Here is a 13,541-nt window from a genome sequence, read left to right on the forward strand (position 1 = left end):
CTCGCCGCCGCCCCGTTCGAGCAGATCGTCGTCACCGACACGATCCCGCTGCGCGCCGGCGCCCCGGACAACGTCCACGTCGTCTCCTGCGCCGCCCTCCTGACGGACTCGATCCGCTCGATCTTCACGGACGACTCGGTCTCCGAGGTCTTCCAGGGCGAGAACCAGCTCTTCTAGTGATGACTCCTACGGAGAAGATGAAAGACGGGCCGGGCCCTGCGAGGACGCCGACCGTGGTGGTCATCGGCGCGGTCCATGTCGACCTCGTCGTGGCCGCGGACCGGCTGCCCGGCCCCGGCGACACCGTGGTCGGCTCCGAACTGGTGTCCCACGGCGGCGGCAAGGGCGCGAACGCGGCGCTCGCCGCCCGGCGCATCGGTACCGAGGTGACGCTGCTCGGCGCCGTCGGCGACGACGAACACGCGGCGGTCGGCCTGGCGGACCTCGAGGCGGCCGGCGTGCGCGTCGACCGGGTCCGACACCTGCCCGATGCGCAAACGGGGACGGCGCTGATCGTCGTCGATGCGCAGGGACAGAACCAGATCGCCGTCGCGCCCGGGGCCGGCCAGGCGCTGAAGGCGGTCCACATCGCCGCCGAGCTGGACGAGCTGCTCGCCGGGACGGACTGCCTGCTCGTCAGCACCGAGGTGGCCCCGGAGGCGGTCGCAGCGGCGGTCGAGGCCGCAGCTGCAGCCGGCGTGATCTGCGTGCTGAACTGCGCCCCGCCGTATCCGGGGCTCGTCGAGCTGCTCTCCAGCGGTCCGATCCTCACCCCGAACCAGCACGAGCTCGTGCTCCTGGACCAGCTCGTTGCCGGATACCACGGGGCCCCGGCCACGGATCCGGCGTACCCGGCCGTGCGGCTCGCGGCGCGAACCGGAGCGCCCGTGGTCGTCACGCTCGGGGCCGACGGCGCCCTCGTCGCCCATCCCGACAACGAGATCGAGCGCGTACCCGCTCCGGCCACGGCTGCGCGGGACACGACAGGAGCCGGAGACACGTTCAACGGCGTGCTGGCGGCGAAGCTGGCCGGCGGAACCCCGCTCCTGCAGGCCGTCCGAACGGCGGTCGTCGCCGCCAGCATGTCCGTCCGCGAGCCGGGGGCCCGGGCCGGTATGCCCACCGCAGAGTCGCTGTCGGAAGAACTGCCGATGAATCTCCAGCCGCACCACTAAAGGAGCAACAGACATGGCCCTCAAATTCTGGGTGACCGCCCCCTTCTTCTACGAGGACACGAGGCGCCCGTGGGCGGACGTCCTGAACGACATGCTCGAGATCGTCGACGCGGCCGAGGAGCTCGGCTTCGAGGGCATCACCGTCAACGAGAACCACTTCCAGAACTACGTCGCGAACCCCTCGTCGCTCACGTTCAGTGCGCTCGCGGCCCAGCGCACGAAGCGCCTGCGGATCATGCCGGGCATCGTGGTGCTCCCGTACTACAACCCGCTGCTCATCGCATCGGACATGACCATGCTCGACCACATGGCGCCCGGTCGCGTCGGCATCGGCGTGGCCCGCGGAGGGAGCCCGTACCCGCTCCACCGCATCGGCGTCGACCCGGCCGATGCCCGAGCCATCTACGAGGAGTCGCTGGAGATCATCCGCAAGGTGTGGACCGAGGAGGACGTCAGCTACGACGGCAAGTTCTTCTCGTTCCCGAAGACGACGGTCATGCCCCGCCCTGCCTCCGACCCCCATCCGCAGCTGTTCGTGGGTGCCCAGAGCGTCGACGGCGTGCGGAAGGTCGCCGCCCAGGGTCTCAACCTCATCACGGCGCCGAACTACGGCAACTTCGAGCCGCACGGCGACCTCCAGGAGCTGATGTCGACCTACGACGCGGCGGTCGCGGAGAGCGGTCTGCCGCGCGGCGAGGTCATGGTGCTGCGTCACACGTGGGTCGGTCGCACCGAGGAGGAGGCGCTCGAATACTTCGACGACGTCGTCAACGAGTACAACTACTACCTGTCCCTCACGGGTTCGAAGGCCACCAGTGCCGCCAACCGGGAGTCGCGACAGGCCGTCCGGAACGAACGCGAGCCCGTCGTCGTCGAACGGGGGCGCATGGCCCCGGCGCAGGAGACCGTCTCGACCGAGGGTCTGTGGGAGAAGTACGACGACCCGGTCATGAGCACGCCCGCTCGCATGATCGAGCGCTTCAAGACCTACGAGGCGATGGGCGTCGACCACCTCGTCTGCCTGATCGCCATGGGGCAGCCCAACAGCGCGATCATCCGGAACATGGAGATGATGGCCAAGGAGGTCCTGCCGGCCTTCGCCGACGCGGCGCATCCGGCGGGCATCCAGTAGTGCCGATCTGATGCTGCACGTCTTTGACATGGACGGGACCCTCCTCACGGGGGCCGCGACCGTCGAGCTGGCGCGACACTTCGACAAGCTCGCGATGGGCGAGGACGTGGAGACCCGCTTCCTCGCGGGGACCGTCACCGACACCGAGTTCTGGCAGACCCTGCTCGACATCTGCGGCGAGGCGACCGAAGCAGATCTGGACGCCGCGTTCCACGGTGCGCGGTGGATGGAGGGCGTCGCCGCGGTCTTCGCAGACATCCGAGCCCGGGGCGAGACGGCGATCGTCATCTCCCAGTCGCCGACGTTCTTCGTCGACCGGCTCCGGGCCTGGGGAGCCCACGAGACCTACGGGTCTGCCGTCGAGATCGGCGTCCCGGTGCTCGACGACGCGACGCTCTCGGCCGAGATGAAGGTCACGATCACGGAGGAGGCCCTGTCGCGGCTCGGGCTCGCTCCCGAGGAGTGCGTCGCGTACGGGGATTCGGGCTCGGACATCGGACTGTTCCGCTGGCTGCCTCACACGGTCGCCGTGAACGCGGCCCCCGCCATCCGGGCACTCGCGGCGGCGCACTACTCAGGATCGGACCTCCGCGAGGCCTATGCGCTGGGACGAGAGCTCGCGACGGCGTAGCGCCGGGCACGCGACGCGCGCCCGGCTACCGATGGATCACGAGTGCGCGAAGGGACCAGGGTCGAGCAGGCGACGACGCAACGTCTGGATGAGCGGCCCGTCGGCCTCGCTCACGCGCTCGCCGTCGACCCACTCCGGATCCTGGATGAACGTCGTCCACTTGGCATCCATGTCGGCGACGTCGTCGAACCGGAGCGTGTACACGAGCTCGCCGAAGGAGTGCTCGCCGATTGCGGTCCGGCCGATCTGCACGAGCTCCATGCCGTGCTTGGCGAACAGCGGAATCGTGAGCTCGTTGAACCGGTCGATGAGTGCCGGAAGCCGTCCGGGGACGGCGACGTACTCGCGCAATTCGTACAGCATGGGTCAGAACTCCTGAGGGTGGCAGTAGGTGACTGAGAGAAACGATTCTATAGACTGGTCGCGGCGACACACGGGGCCGCCGTCTGTCGGCCAACGAGCATTCGGCCGTATGCGGCGGAATCGCCGATCATCCACACCGCGGCGCCACGTGAGTAGCCAGTACGCGGTCGGCAGGCGCGGAGTAGAATAGATTCACATGGGCCCAGCCACCCCGACGGGCCGAATCGGCGCTCTCCGCAGGGTCGCGGTGTCCGTACCGGCACCCTCGACGGATCGCTGGGAGCCACCGGCACTCGGCCGGTCGGCGCATCTGGGCGAACGGGACGACACGTCGAAGACATGACCACGAACCACGAGGAACAGACCGAGCGCAGCCGGACCGCGCGCCGCCCGACGATGAAGGACGTCGCGCGACACGCCGGCGTGTCGGTCAGCACGGTGAGCTACGTGCTCAACGACAGCGGCCCCGTCGCATCGTCCCGTCGCGCCCGCGTGCTCGACGCGGTCCGTGTCCTCGAGTACACGCCGAACGAGTCCGCACGCAACCTCAAGCGGCGGACCACCTCGTCGATCGGTCTCGTCGTCCCGGACCTCACCAACCAGTTTTTCGCGCTCATCGCCGAGGGGGTCGAGCGAGCGGCGGCCGAGCGGGGCGTCCTCGTCGTGCTCTGTGCTCCCGAGGCGACCGACCGGCCCGAGTCGATCCACGCCCGACTGCTGCAGGGGCAGCGACTCGACGGCGTCATCTACCTGTCGGGTGCGGGGGCCGCGGCGAGCTCCATCCTGGAGCTGGCGAAGGCCGGTCCCGTCGTGCTCGTCGACGAGCGAATCCCGGGATTCGACCTTCCAGCCGTCGTTGCAGACTCACGACGCGGTGCCCGTGAGATCGCTGCATACGTTCTGAGCGAGGGACACCGGCGCGTCGCGATCATCGGTGGGCCTTCGGTGCTGTGGACCGCAGACCAGCGCCTGGCCGGGTACCGGGAGGCCATCGCGGCGGCATCGCTCGACCCTGATGAGGTGCCGGTGGCCGTGGGGGACTACCGCCAGGAGTCCGGTTACCGGCTCGCCGAGGAGCTGCTCGCCGGGCCGGCCGACAGCCGACCCACCGCGCTGTTGTGCGCGAACGACCAGATGGCGATCGGGGCGATCGAGTACTGCCGCGAGGCGAAGCTCCGGATTCCCCAGGATCTGAGCATCGTCGGCTTCGACGACGTCCCGATCGCGCGCCTGATCGCCCCGGCGCTGACGACGGTCCGTCAGCCCGCCCGGGAGATGGGCTACGCGGCGGCGGGGCTGCTGTTCGGCCAGCTGGACCGCGCCGGCGAGGGTGACGCCGCGAAACCCGAGCCGCCGTTGTTCGCCGCATCCCTGCGGATCCGTGAGTCTGTGGCCCCGCCTCCGGGTTCGTGATCCGCCGCTGGGTCGCGCGCCGGTGCGCCGCCGCGCGACTGTGCGGGGGCCCCTGACGGCAACCACCGATCGCGTGTCGCGCGCGAAGCACGGGCTCGCTGGATCTGGACTTATAGAATCCTTTCTAGTAGAACTCCGGATGTCTTGACCCGTCCTCCGTCCTCATCGAACGCACCCGGTCTTCAGCCGATCTCCGCCGGTATGGCTCGCGACGGGTCCTGCGCTGCCGGGCGACGCCCGATCGCCTGCGGCACGCGTCTCAGGACGGCCCGGTGACGGGGGTCGGCGTGGGCCGCACGACCGCCGGGACGCTGGCCATCGTCGGCGGTGCCGTCTGGGCCGGGCCCGGCCGGGAGGAGCCTGCCGGGACCGTGCTGATCGTCGACGGAGTCATCTCGGCGGTCGGGCCTCCCGACGCGGTGTCCGTTCCCGACGGCGTTCCCGTCCTGGACGCCGGTGGGCGCCGCGTGCTCCCCGGCCTCATCGACGCGCACGTCCACCTCACCACGAACTCGGACGAGAGCCGGCCCGTCGCCTCCGACGTCTTCCGCGGTCAGATGACGCCCCCGACGAAGCTGCTGCACGGTCTGCGCAATGCGGAGCGGTCGCTCGCCGCGGGCTTCACGACGCTGCGGGTCATGGGGCACCGGGACGTCGGCGAGCTGGAGCTGCGCGACATGATCGCCACCGGTCTCGTCACGGGTCCGCGGCTCGTCATCGCGCCGTGGTGGATCACCATGACCGGTGGCCACGGCGACCTCTTCTACCCGCCCTACACAGCCCGCCGCCAGTTCGACACGGCCGATGGGGTCGACGAGTGCCGCAAGCTCGTCCGGCTGCAGTCGCGCCTGGGAGCCGACTTCATCAAGGTCATGGCCGGCGGCGGGACCGGACACGGCGAGGAGCCCCACACGCCGAACTACACGGTCGCCGAACTCACAGCGGTCGTCGAGGAGGCCCACGACCTCGACCTGAAGGTCGCCAGCCACGCCTTGTCGCTGGAGAGCATCCACCGGTCGCTGGCCGCCGGCGTCGACAGCATCGAGCACGGCTCGTTCCTGGACGAGGAGACCGCCGTGGAGATGAAGGAGCGCGGGACCTACCTAGTGCCCACCCTCGCCTTCAACGACTGGTGCAAGGTCGAGGGGACCGCGCGGGGGCTGACGCCCGAGGGCGTCGCCGACCTCAGGGGCATCCACGACGGGGCGCTCGAGGCCTTCGCAATCGCGTGCCGGGTCGGGGTTCCGGTGGCCATGGGGACCGACAGCTCCGGCACGCTGTGCCCGTTCGGGGAGCACGCTCGCGAGCTCGAGCTCTACGTCGAGCACGGCATGTCGTGCGAGCAGGCGCTGGCGACCGCGACGGTGACGGCGGCCGAGCTCCTGGCGATCGACGATCAGGTTGGGACGCTCTCGCCCGGGCTCCAGGGGGACGTCATTGTCGTCGACGGCGATCCCCTCCAGGACATCGGCGTCCTGCGCCGGCCGGGGGGCATCCACTCCGTCATCAAGGCCGGCACGGTCGTCGGCGTCGCGTGACGACCGTCCGCGCCTCACTCCTTCTTCCGCCCCACCCGTCGAAGGCCGCGACGGCGACATCGCGGCGCTGACAGCCCAACCCGAACGAGGTCCGCCATGCCCTACCTGGAACTCAAGGTGTTCGAAGACCGATTCGTCGATCCCGAATTCCCCGACCGCATGATCGCCGCACTCACCGAAGCGGTGTCCTCCGTCCTCGGTCCCGAGGCGGGCGCCGACACGACGGTGATCGTCGAAGGCGTCCAACGCGCCCGCTGGGGTCACGGTGGACGGCCTATGACGCGCCCCGGCGACATGAAGGGTGTGGACGAGTCCGCGGCGACGTATGAGTGATGGGCTCAGCGTCGTGACCAGAATCGTTGTCGATACCGATACGGCGTCCGACGACGCCGTCGCACTCGTGATGGCACTGCGCACCCCTGGCGTCGAGGTCGCGGCGGTCTTGACCGTTGCGGGCAACGTGCCCGTCGAGCAGGCCACGCAGAACGCGCTCTACGTCCTGGAGCGGTGCGGAGCCACCGATGTGCCGGTCCATCAGGGTGTGCGTCGGCCACTGCTACACGCGCTTTCCACCGCCCAGCACGTGCACGGTCACGACGGCATGGGCGACGTCGGCATCGATCTCACGGGACGGCAGGCTGAGCCTGGTGATGCGTGCGACACGCTCATCGGGCTCACGCGCGAGCACCCTGGCGTCACGCTTGTCGCGCTCGGACCCCTGACGAACATCGCGATCGCGCTTCTCCGCGACCCCGAGCTGGCTTATCGCGTCGGCCGCTGCGTCGTGATGGGTGGCGCATCGGACGGCCGAGGCAACATCACACCAGTCGCGGAATACAACTTTTGGGCCGACCCGCACGCCGCCGAGATCGTGATGCGATCTGGGCTGCCGCTCGAGATCGTGGGTTGGGACCTCTCGCGGCAGTACGCAACGATGCGCGACGCTGACCTGACGCGCCTCCGCGCATGCGGCCCTCTTGGCCAATTTTCCGCAGAGATCGGTCGTTCAGTCGCGGAGTGGGGGCGTGCGAACTCGAAGGCCGACGGGCTGGACCTGGCTGACCCCCTCGCGATGGCCGTCGCACTCGACTCGTCGGTCGCTAGGCACCTCAAGCATCTGCACGTTGAGATCGACACCAACGATGGCCCGGGCCGGGGCCGAATGGTCGTGGCTCCCGCTGCCGATCATGGCTCTGCACCAAATGCCCGAGTCGTCACTGAGGCGTCGCGGAGCGACTTCCTCGAGATGCTCTATGCATCCATGCGCGAGCGGGCGTAGTCGCTCCCGCGTCGAGTTCACTCCGGAGTGGGGTCAACCCGGCTTGCTCTCGGTTTAGCGACGTCCCCCGAGGGGACTCGCTGACGGCCGCGGAGCAGGCCCGAAAACGCCGGAACCCCCGTCGGCGACGGGGGTTCCGGTACTGCCGCTGAGGTGGAGCTAGACGGGCTCGAACCGTCGACCTCCTGCATGCCATGCGCCGACTCGCGTGGCGACCAGGGTCATGAAACCGGCTTATTTCCAGGCAGTTCTTGCTCGGATGGCTGCTGCTCGTTGGACCGCGATCCCCGGCGATACACAGCGATTCTGGGCGTTCCTGTTGATGATGTCGTCGAGATCGGTGCTTGGCGCTACGACGTGGTGTCGGATCCGTTGAGCGGTGTCGCGCTGGAGCCGGTGATCACCCAGACGGTCGCGGAGATTCAGGACGAGCTGGACCTTGACGGCGTCCTGGCCGCCGAGGCGGCGGGCACGGTGCGGTCGCTTCTCGGCGGCGCGGCGTGAGCTATCGGTGCTGCTCCCATGGGTTGAGGCAGGTGACGCCGAGTGGTTCGAAGTGTCGGGTGTTGCGCGTGACGACGGTCGTCTCGGCGGCCTGGGCGACGGCAGCCGTGAGGGCGTCGTCGAGCGGAGCGTGCTCGGGAACGCGATAGGTCGCCAGGATTCGCGCGGCGCTGAGGTCGAAGGGCAGCACGCGTTCGGCGAACGCCGGCAGCACGCGGTCTTCGAACCATCGACGAAGGATCTCGCCCTGGGACGGATCGGATCGTTCCTTGGCGACGACGCCGCGTTCGATCTCGGCGATCGTCATCGCCGACACGAACTGGTCGGCGACGGGGACCGCCGCCGCCCAGGCCTCGACGTGCGGGTTGCGTCCTCGGACGCGAAGCGCGGATACGACGTTGGTATCCAGCACGTACCGCATCGGCCGGGTCACAGATCAGGGGTACGCGCGGTCAACCCGAGGCGCTGGGGCTCGAACTCGATGTCCCGGCCCTCGTCGGTGCCGAGGAGATCCACGATGGTGACCGGCTCACGCTCGAGAACGTCGGCGAGGATCTCCCGCGCCTCGGCCTCGACGGACCGGCGGTGCTGTTCGGCCCGCGCCTTCAGCGCAGCCTTGGTTCCGACGGGAAGATTGCGGATCAGGATCTGCTCCACGAGTACCACCTCCGATATCGCAATGATGATATCACCGGTCCGGGCAACCGCGGGGGTCGTGCCGGCTCTGCATTCGAGATCTGCTGCTCCTCGCGTATTCCTTCGAGGCGGCTGATGATCGCATTGATCTCCGCGCGCTCGCGCTCGTAGGCCGTGCGTAACTCGGGATCGTCGAGTCAGGGGGCGCTCTGACGTTGTGGTGCTCCCGCGGGCCCCGCCGTCGAGAATCCTCGGGCGCCACCAAGGTCAGGCGGTTCGCCGCGGCGCGTGCGCGTGCCTGCCCACGACAGGTCTTGCGTGTCGCCGCGCTGCTGCCGATAGGTCTTCCAACGCGTGCCCCGTCGCGCCTCCACGAAACGGACGTCAATTCGCATGACCGGCACCTTCATCGCCCTGGCTGTTTCGCTCGCCGTCGTCTTCGTCGCGCTGGTCGTGCGTCGTCGGGCCCGACCAGTGCGAGCGACCGGTTCAGAAGCGCTCGGAGCGTCGCGCGCCACAACCCCGAGGGATCGCTGACCCGCACCGTTGGGCCGGGCCCCGATGATGTCGTCCTCGTGCCCTTGCCGAACAACACCGGGCAGGCTCTCGTCCTCGGTCCGGAAGACGCACTTGCGGCCTTCGACCAGAGTGGCATCAGCCGCCGCCGGGCCGGTAGCGGATCCGGCCCGGTGCCGCAGCTCGCTCGCAACGCAATGGCCGCCGGCGGCCTGAAGGCGACCGACACGTTCCTACGGGGCGCGAACTCCGGTCGGATCGTCTCGCTGGCCCCGGAGACGATGGAGCACCTCGCCAAGGGTAAGCCGCTCTTCGACAAGTCAGGGAACGTCCTTGCCCTCGTCCGCGGCGACAAGGGCAAGCTCAGTCACGTCATGCGTTTCGATAAGGGCGGAGCGCAGGTCGCCGCCGCGTCCAACATGGCCACCCTCGCGGTGACCGCCGCGCTGAGCCAGTCGGGCGGCTCGTCGAGCGCGGTAGGGTGGGGTCATGGCGGTTGCGGTCAAGAAGCTCGATGTTCACGTCGGTGATGTTGTCGAGATCGGTGCTCGGCGCTACGACGTGGTGGCGGATCCGTCGAACGGTGTCGCGCTGGAGCCCGTGATCACCCGGACGGTCGCGGAGATCCAGGACGAGCTGGGCCTGCGACCGCTGAGTGCTCGGGAGTTCGACGAGCAGTTCGGCGATCTGCCGGTCGACGGCGAAGGGTAGGAGCTCGTGGCCGATCGGCCTGGTCGGCCGACGTCGGTCCCGGTCCGGATCTCGGAGCGCACGTGGCGGGAGGAGGTGGAGCGGTACGCGCTGGGCTCGGTCCTGCGGCGGGCGGCTGAGCGGGAGCGCGCGTCGCTCGAACGACGCGGCATCCAGCGCTCGGTGCTGCGCCGGTGCGAGGCGGAGGGCCCAGACGGCACGAGTCTCGCCGGACTGGTGAAGGCGTACGTGCCGCTCGGTGATCGGCCGCCGTCGGAGCGGCCGTTCGGGTTCGTGTTCGTTCCGGGACGTTCGCAGGATCGGTTGGTCCTCACGTTCGTGGCGTTCGGTGAGCGTCACCCCCGGCGCGGTACGCGCAGCGTCTACCAGCGGGCGCACAAGCGCCTGCACGGCCGGTACCCCGACGAGGGCTGAGGCTCGGCCTCGCACACGCTACGCTCGCTCGTGATGGTGCACGTCTCGCTCGTTCCCCGGAAGATGCCGGGGCGCCTGCGCTGACCTTCGGGTGACGCAGGCGCGCCGGTCCACCGCGACCGGGAGTCCACACGTGCCTCGCCACACCCATCCGCGTCCGCAGCGTAAGCACGGACGCGGCCATCTCCGCCACCACCGTGATCGCATCGCCGCCGCGCGATGGTCCGCCGCCGTCGCCCGCTACCGCTGGTCCTCCTGGAACGGCTTCGCAGCCCACCCGGAAGACGTGCGCCGGAGCCCCGACGACCACCCGTTCGGATGGCCGTTCGACCTGCCGGTCAACGCGTTCACGCGCAACCCGTTCACGCGCTGCTCGTGCGACCGCTGTTCCGTTCCCGCTGCCGAGCGGCGCCGCGCCCGGCGGACCGCCCAGCGGCTGTGGCGGCAGGAGGCGCGGGAGGACGTTGTCGAGTGGGGAGGACCCCGGGTTTCGGTCCAGTCGGTCCAGTGAGCTGTCGGAGCGGCGGGTCGGCACCCTGGGTGTGAGGGGCAGGGCTTGGTCACGATTGGTCGGAACGCCGGTGATGCTGGTACTCGTGGGGGCGAGCGCCTGAGCGGTCGCGTGCCCGACGTGGCGGCCTCGGGGTGTGCGGTGATGCCTGGTGCCGAGGCATGAACACCACACCCGGCCGGGTGTCACAAGTTTGGGGGGCAGTGCAACGTAGTGGTGATGACCTCGACCTGGGCGAGCCGCAACGACGGCGAGTTGTTGCGTGCCGCCCGGTCTGATCCAGACGCGTTCGGTGAGCTGTATCGCCGACACGAGGCCGTCGTCCTGGCGTACCTGGCCAAGCGCAGTCGCGACCCGGAGATGACGGCGGATCTTGCCGCGGAGACGTTCGTGACCGCGCTGATGCAGCCGGAGCGGTTTCGTGACGATGGTGCGCCGGCGATCGGCTGGCTGCTGGGGATCGCTCGGAATCTGCTGCTGGAGGCCTGGCGACGCAAGCGGATCGACGATCGTGCGCGTCGCCGGCTGGGTGCGGAGCGGACGTCGATGAGCGACGCGACGCTCGAGCGGATCGAGTCGCTGATCGACGCAGACGCCTCGACGCCGGTCCTCGCACGGGCGCTCGCTGCGCTCCCCGACACGCAGCGTCTCGCGGTCCAGGCGTTCGTCCTCGACGAGCAGCCCTACGCCGAGCTCGCCCGCCAGCTCGGGATACCGGAGGCGACCGTCCGTCAACGCGTCAGCCGCGGCCTCGCGCGTCTGCGCACCACGCTGGAGGGGCCCAGGTGAGCACCCGACCCACCCGCGACGAGCCGGACGGCGTGATCGCTCCCGAAATCCACGCAACGATCACCACCGCGATCACCGCGCAGGCCGCAGCGAACCGTCCGCGCCGTCACCGGCATCGCCGGCCGATGGCCATCGCCGTTGCCGTTGCGGTGGTGCTTGCGGTGGTGTTCGTCGTGTCCCTGGGGTCCTCGGGCCCCGGGGGGCCGTCGCGAGCGCAGGCCTCCGCGGCGATCCTCCGGACCCCGCCGATCGACGGGCGGCGACTCCCCGCGCTGCGCGACCTCGTCGGCAGGATCGGGACTGTCGAGCGGCTACGGCGGGTATGGGCCGCTCCAGCACTGGGTGGCCAGATCTACCTCGCGCACGGCGACGGTGTGTGGTGCCTCAGCGTGCCGGACCGCGCTACCGACCACCCGGATGTCGAGCGCGCAGTCGGCTGCACCACTGACCGGGAGTTCGACCGGATCGGAATATCGCTGACCCTCGGCAGCGACTTCGTCGCCGTGCTCCCCGACGGCGTCACCCGACCGACCACCAAGCGACCCGGTGGCCGCGCACGGCCGGTCACCCCGTCCTCGGAGGGCGTCGTGGCGCTCCGCGACCTGCCCGCCAAGACCGTCGTCACCGTCACCGGCACCGACGGCGCGCATCGCCGCCTCGCGATCGCCGACACGGGGAAGGACAAGGTCAAGTTCTGGACCTGCCCCGACGGCCAGACGCGCGTCACCGGCCCCAAAGAGCCAAACCCATGCTGAACCCGTTGAGCGCCGACAGCGTTCGCGAACCCCCGTCCCGAAAGTGATGACCATGATCCCTCGACGCCCCCGACCGGCCCCCGGACGCGACTCGACCGATCCGTCGACGAACCGCTCCGATCCCCCCGCCGCCGCGTTTGCTGTTTCGTCCAACACCGCCACACCAGGAGTCCCCGTGTCCCTCTCGTCCCGTTCCCTGCGTCGCTTGCAGGTCGTCTCCGTCTCCGCCGTCTGCGCCCTGGGGGCGTTCGGAGGCGCCACCGCGACCGCGGCGCCGATCACGGCCAGCGGCTCCGGGCACGCGACGGTCTCGAAAATCCCGACTGGCGGGAAGATCAAGTCCGCCAGGTCATCGATCGACCCCGCAACGGGCGTGTGGACGACGACGGTGACGTTCGACGCCGCGCAGTCCGCGACGGTCGCCAGCGCGCTGCGCGTGTCGCTGTCTCCCGACGGCAGCGGACGATCGTTCGGCTGGGTCGCAGACACGGACCCCGACCGCATCAACCTGCCGCAGACCAACCCGGACTACTTCAGCACCGCCTACACCGGGACCCCCGGCGCGCCGACCTCGATCACGTTCAACGCCGAGCGAACCGCCGTGACGCTGACCGCCACGGACCCCGGCTTCGTCGGGTACAAGCCGGACGTCGTCCGGATCTCCACCGGTGAGCGCGACGGTGGCTTCGAGTACAGCTCCGCCACGTTCTTCCTCGGCCCCGTCGCGCCGAAGACCACCATCCCCGCCAAGGCCAAGCACCTGACCGCCGCGAAGGGCGGCACGATCCGGATCCCGCTGAACGCCCTGAAGACGAAGGCCGACCGGCGCATCACGCTGAAGCTCCACGGCCGGCAGCTCGGCCTGAAGTCGCTGCCGGCGAAGTACAGCTCGCGCCGCGAGGCCGTCATCCGGCTCTCGAAGACCGGCATCGAGCGCCTCGGCCGCGGCAACCGCACCGTCGTGCTGCAGGTTGAGACGCGACTGGACAACGGCTCGCACGCCTACGCGCGCAAGACGGTCAAGCTCCGCCGCCGCTAGCACCTGCGATACGCACGGACGCGCTGGCGACGCCTATCGAGCGTGACCGGCACGGGCGGTGCATCCGTGCGCTTCTGCGTTCTGTCGCAGCGCCCGCAAGGCATAGAGCCACAGCTAGCGATCTTGACGCTTACA

At 69.7% G+C, this 13,541-nt stretch carries 17 protein-coding genes and 1 pseudogene; 15 read left to right on the forward strand and 3 right to left on the reverse strand.

What is annotated here, in order from left to right:
- From AB0L40_RS08320 to AB0L40_RS08335, 4 genes and pseudogenes are all read left to right on the forward strand, one after another.
- A pseudogene (locus AB0L40_RS08320) lies at positions 1 to 177 on the forward strand (ribose-phosphate diphosphokinase); the annotation flags it as partial.
- Positions 178 to 233: 56 nt separating this feature from the next.
- Entirely contained in the window at positions 234 to 1,175 is a 942-nt protein-coding gene (locus AB0L40_RS08325; protein ID WP_364352004.1) for a ribokinase, read from the forward strand.
- A gap of 13 nt (positions 1,176 to 1,188) precedes the next feature.
- The gene (locus tag AB0L40_RS08330; RefSeq protein ID WP_364352007.1) at positions 1,189 to 2,307 is read left to right on the forward strand and encodes an LLM class flavin-dependent oxidoreductase; all 1,119 of its coding nucleotides are present in this window, start codon (positions 1,189 to 1,191) and stop codon (positions 2,305 to 2,307) included.
- 10 nt (positions 2,308 to 2,317) lie between these two features.
- The gene (locus tag AB0L40_RS08335; RefSeq protein ID WP_364352010.1) at positions 2,318 to 2,938 is read left to right on the forward strand and encodes a haloacid dehalogenase-like hydrolase; all 621 of its coding nucleotides are present in this window, start codon (positions 2,318 to 2,320) and stop codon (positions 2,936 to 2,938) included.
- Positions 2,939 to 2,974: 36 nt separating this feature from the next.
- On the opposite strand, the gene AB0L40_RS08340 is transcribed toward AB0L40_RS08335, so the two are convergent.
- Entirely contained in the window at positions 2,975 to 3,301 is a 327-nt protein-coding gene (locus AB0L40_RS08340) for an NIPSNAP family protein (protein WP_364352013.1), read from the reverse strand.
- Positions 3,302 to 3,697: 396 nt separating this feature from the next.
- Here AB0L40_RS08340 and AB0L40_RS08345 point away from each other — a divergent pair, with 396 nt between their 5' ends.
- The 5 genes from AB0L40_RS08345 (at position 3,698) to AB0L40_RS08365 (ending at position 8,035) form a co-directional block, all read left to right on the forward strand.
- A complete protein-coding gene (locus tag AB0L40_RS08345; RefSeq protein WP_364352115.1) occupies positions 3,698 to 4,714 on the forward strand; it encodes a LacI family DNA-binding transcriptional regulator in 1,017 nt (338 codons plus the stop codon).
- Between the two features lie 287 nt (positions 4,715 to 5,001).
- Positions 5,002 to 6,252 (forward strand): amidohydrolase family protein, encoded by a 1,251-nt coding sequence (locus AB0L40_RS08350; protein ID WP_364352016.1) that lies wholly within the window; start codon positions 5,002 to 5,004, stop codon positions 6,250 to 6,252.
- A gap of 96 nt (positions 6,253 to 6,348) precedes the next feature.
- Positions 6,349 to 6,585 (forward strand): tautomerase family protein, encoded by a 237-nt coding sequence (locus tag AB0L40_RS08355; RefSeq protein WP_364352019.1) that lies wholly within the window; start codon positions 6,349 to 6,351, stop codon positions 6,583 to 6,585.
- A gap of 13 nt (positions 6,586 to 6,598) precedes the next feature.
- The gene (locus tag AB0L40_RS08360; RefSeq protein ID WP_364352022.1) at positions 6,599 to 7,531 is read left to right on the forward strand and encodes a nucleoside hydrolase; all 933 of its coding nucleotides are present in this window, start codon (positions 6,599 to 6,601) and stop codon (positions 7,529 to 7,531) included.
- Positions 7,532 to 7,804: 273 nt separating this feature from the next.
- Positions 7,805 to 8,035: a hypothetical protein gene (locus AB0L40_RS08365; RefSeq protein WP_364352025.1), complete on the forward strand. Its 231-nt coding sequence runs from the start codon at positions 7,805 to 7,807 to the stop codon at positions 8,033 to 8,035.
- A gap of 1 nt (position 8,036) precedes the next feature.
- Here AB0L40_RS08365 and AB0L40_RS08370 read toward each other — a convergent pair whose 3' ends face one another.
- Together AB0L40_RS08370 and AB0L40_RS08375 are read right to left on the reverse strand one after the other, a co-directional pair.
- A complete protein-coding gene (locus tag AB0L40_RS08370) occupies positions 8,037 to 8,456 on the reverse strand; it encodes a type II toxin-antitoxin system VapC family toxin (RefSeq protein WP_364352118.1) in 420 nt (139 codons plus the stop codon).
- Between the two features lie 8 nt (positions 8,457 to 8,464).
- On the reverse strand, positions 8,465 to 8,692 hold the full coding sequence (locus AB0L40_RS08375) for an antitoxin (protein ID WP_364352028.1): 228 nt from the start codon (positions 8,690 to 8,692) through the stop codon (positions 8,465 to 8,467).
- 554 nt (positions 8,693 to 9,246) lie between these two features.
- Between AB0L40_RS08375 and AB0L40_RS08380 the strand changes: the two genes are divergently transcribed.
- The 6 genes from AB0L40_RS08380 (at position 9,247) to AB0L40_RS08405 (ending at position 13,406) form a co-directional block, all read left to right on the forward strand.
- Positions 9,247 to 9,717 (forward strand): hypothetical protein, encoded by a 471-nt coding sequence (locus tag AB0L40_RS08380; RefSeq protein ID WP_364352031.1) that lies wholly within the window; start codon positions 9,247 to 9,249, stop codon positions 9,715 to 9,717.
- Complete coding sequence (locus tag AB0L40_RS08385; RefSeq protein ID WP_364352034.1) at positions 9,677 to 9,898, forward strand: hypothetical protein; 222 nt, start codon at positions 9,677 to 9,679, stop codon at positions 9,896 to 9,898. Before AB0L40_RS08380 ends, AB0L40_RS08385 begins: the two co-directional genes overlap by 41 nt.
- A 6-nt stretch (positions 9,899 to 9,904) precedes the next feature.
- Positions 9,905 to 10,312, forward strand: coding sequence for a hypothetical protein (locus tag AB0L40_RS08390; RefSeq protein ID WP_364352037.1), 408 nt, complete (start codon positions 9,905 to 9,907; stop codon positions 10,310 to 10,312).
- A 730-nt stretch (positions 10,313 to 11,042) separates the two neighbouring features.
- The gene (locus AB0L40_RS08395) at positions 11,043 to 11,612 is read left to right on the forward strand and encodes a sigma-70 family RNA polymerase sigma factor (protein ID WP_364352040.1); all 570 of its coding nucleotides are present in this window, start codon (positions 11,043 to 11,045) and stop codon (positions 11,610 to 11,612) included.
- On the forward strand, positions 11,609 to 12,367 hold the full coding sequence (locus AB0L40_RS08400) for a hypothetical protein (protein ID WP_364352043.1): 759 nt from the start codon (positions 11,609 to 11,611) through the stop codon (positions 12,365 to 12,367). The genes AB0L40_RS08395 and AB0L40_RS08400 overlap by 4 nt, the downstream gene beginning before the upstream one ends.
- A 205-nt stretch (positions 12,368 to 12,572) precedes the next feature.
- On the forward strand, positions 12,573 to 13,406 hold the full coding sequence (locus tag AB0L40_RS08405) for a hypothetical protein (protein WP_364352046.1): 834 nt from the start codon (positions 12,573 to 12,575) through the stop codon (positions 13,404 to 13,406).
- The last annotated feature ends 135 nt before the right edge of the window (positions 13,407 to 13,541 follow it).

The sequence above is a fragment of the Patulibacter sp. NPDC049589 genome, assembly GCF_040675535.1.
GTDB lineage: Bacteria > Actinomycetota > Thermoleophilia > Solirubrobacterales > Solirubrobacteraceae > Patulibacter.

What these genes read in the sequence shown, in the direction of transcription:
- AB0L40_RS08330 (WP_364352007.1), top strand. Translation starts at nt 1,189, where the DNA reads ATGGCCCTCAAATTCTGGGTGACCGCCCCCTTCTTCTACGAGGACACG.
- AB0L40_RS08335 (WP_364352010.1), top strand. Translation starts at nt 2,318, where the DNA reads ATGCTGCACGTCTTTGACATGGACGGGACCCTCCTCACGGGGGCCGCG.
- AB0L40_RS08340 (WP_364352013.1), bottom strand. Translation starts at nt 3,301, where the DNA reads ATGCTGTACGAATTGCGCGAGTACGTCGCCGTCCCCGGACGGCTTCCG.
- AB0L40_RS08345 (WP_364352115.1), top strand. Translation starts at nt 3,698, where the DNA reads ATGAAGGACGTCGCGCGACACGCCGGCGTGTCGGTCAGCACGGTGAGC.
- AB0L40_RS08355 (WP_364352019.1), top strand. Translation starts at nt 6,349, where the DNA reads ATGCCCTACCTGGAACTCAAGGTGTTCGAAGACCGATTCGTCGATCCC.
- AB0L40_RS08370 (WP_364352118.1), bottom strand. Translation starts at nt 8,456, where the DNA reads ATGCGGTACGTGCTGGATACCAACGTCGTATCCGCGCTTCGCGTCCGA.
- AB0L40_RS08385 (WP_364352034.1), top strand. Translation starts at nt 9,677, where the DNA reads ATGGCGGTTGCGGTCAAGAAGCTCGATGTTCACGTCGGTGATGTTGTC.
- AB0L40_RS08395 (WP_364352040.1), top strand. Translation starts at nt 11,043, where the DNA reads ATGACCTCGACCTGGGCGAGCCGCAACGACGGCGAGTTGTTGCGTGCC.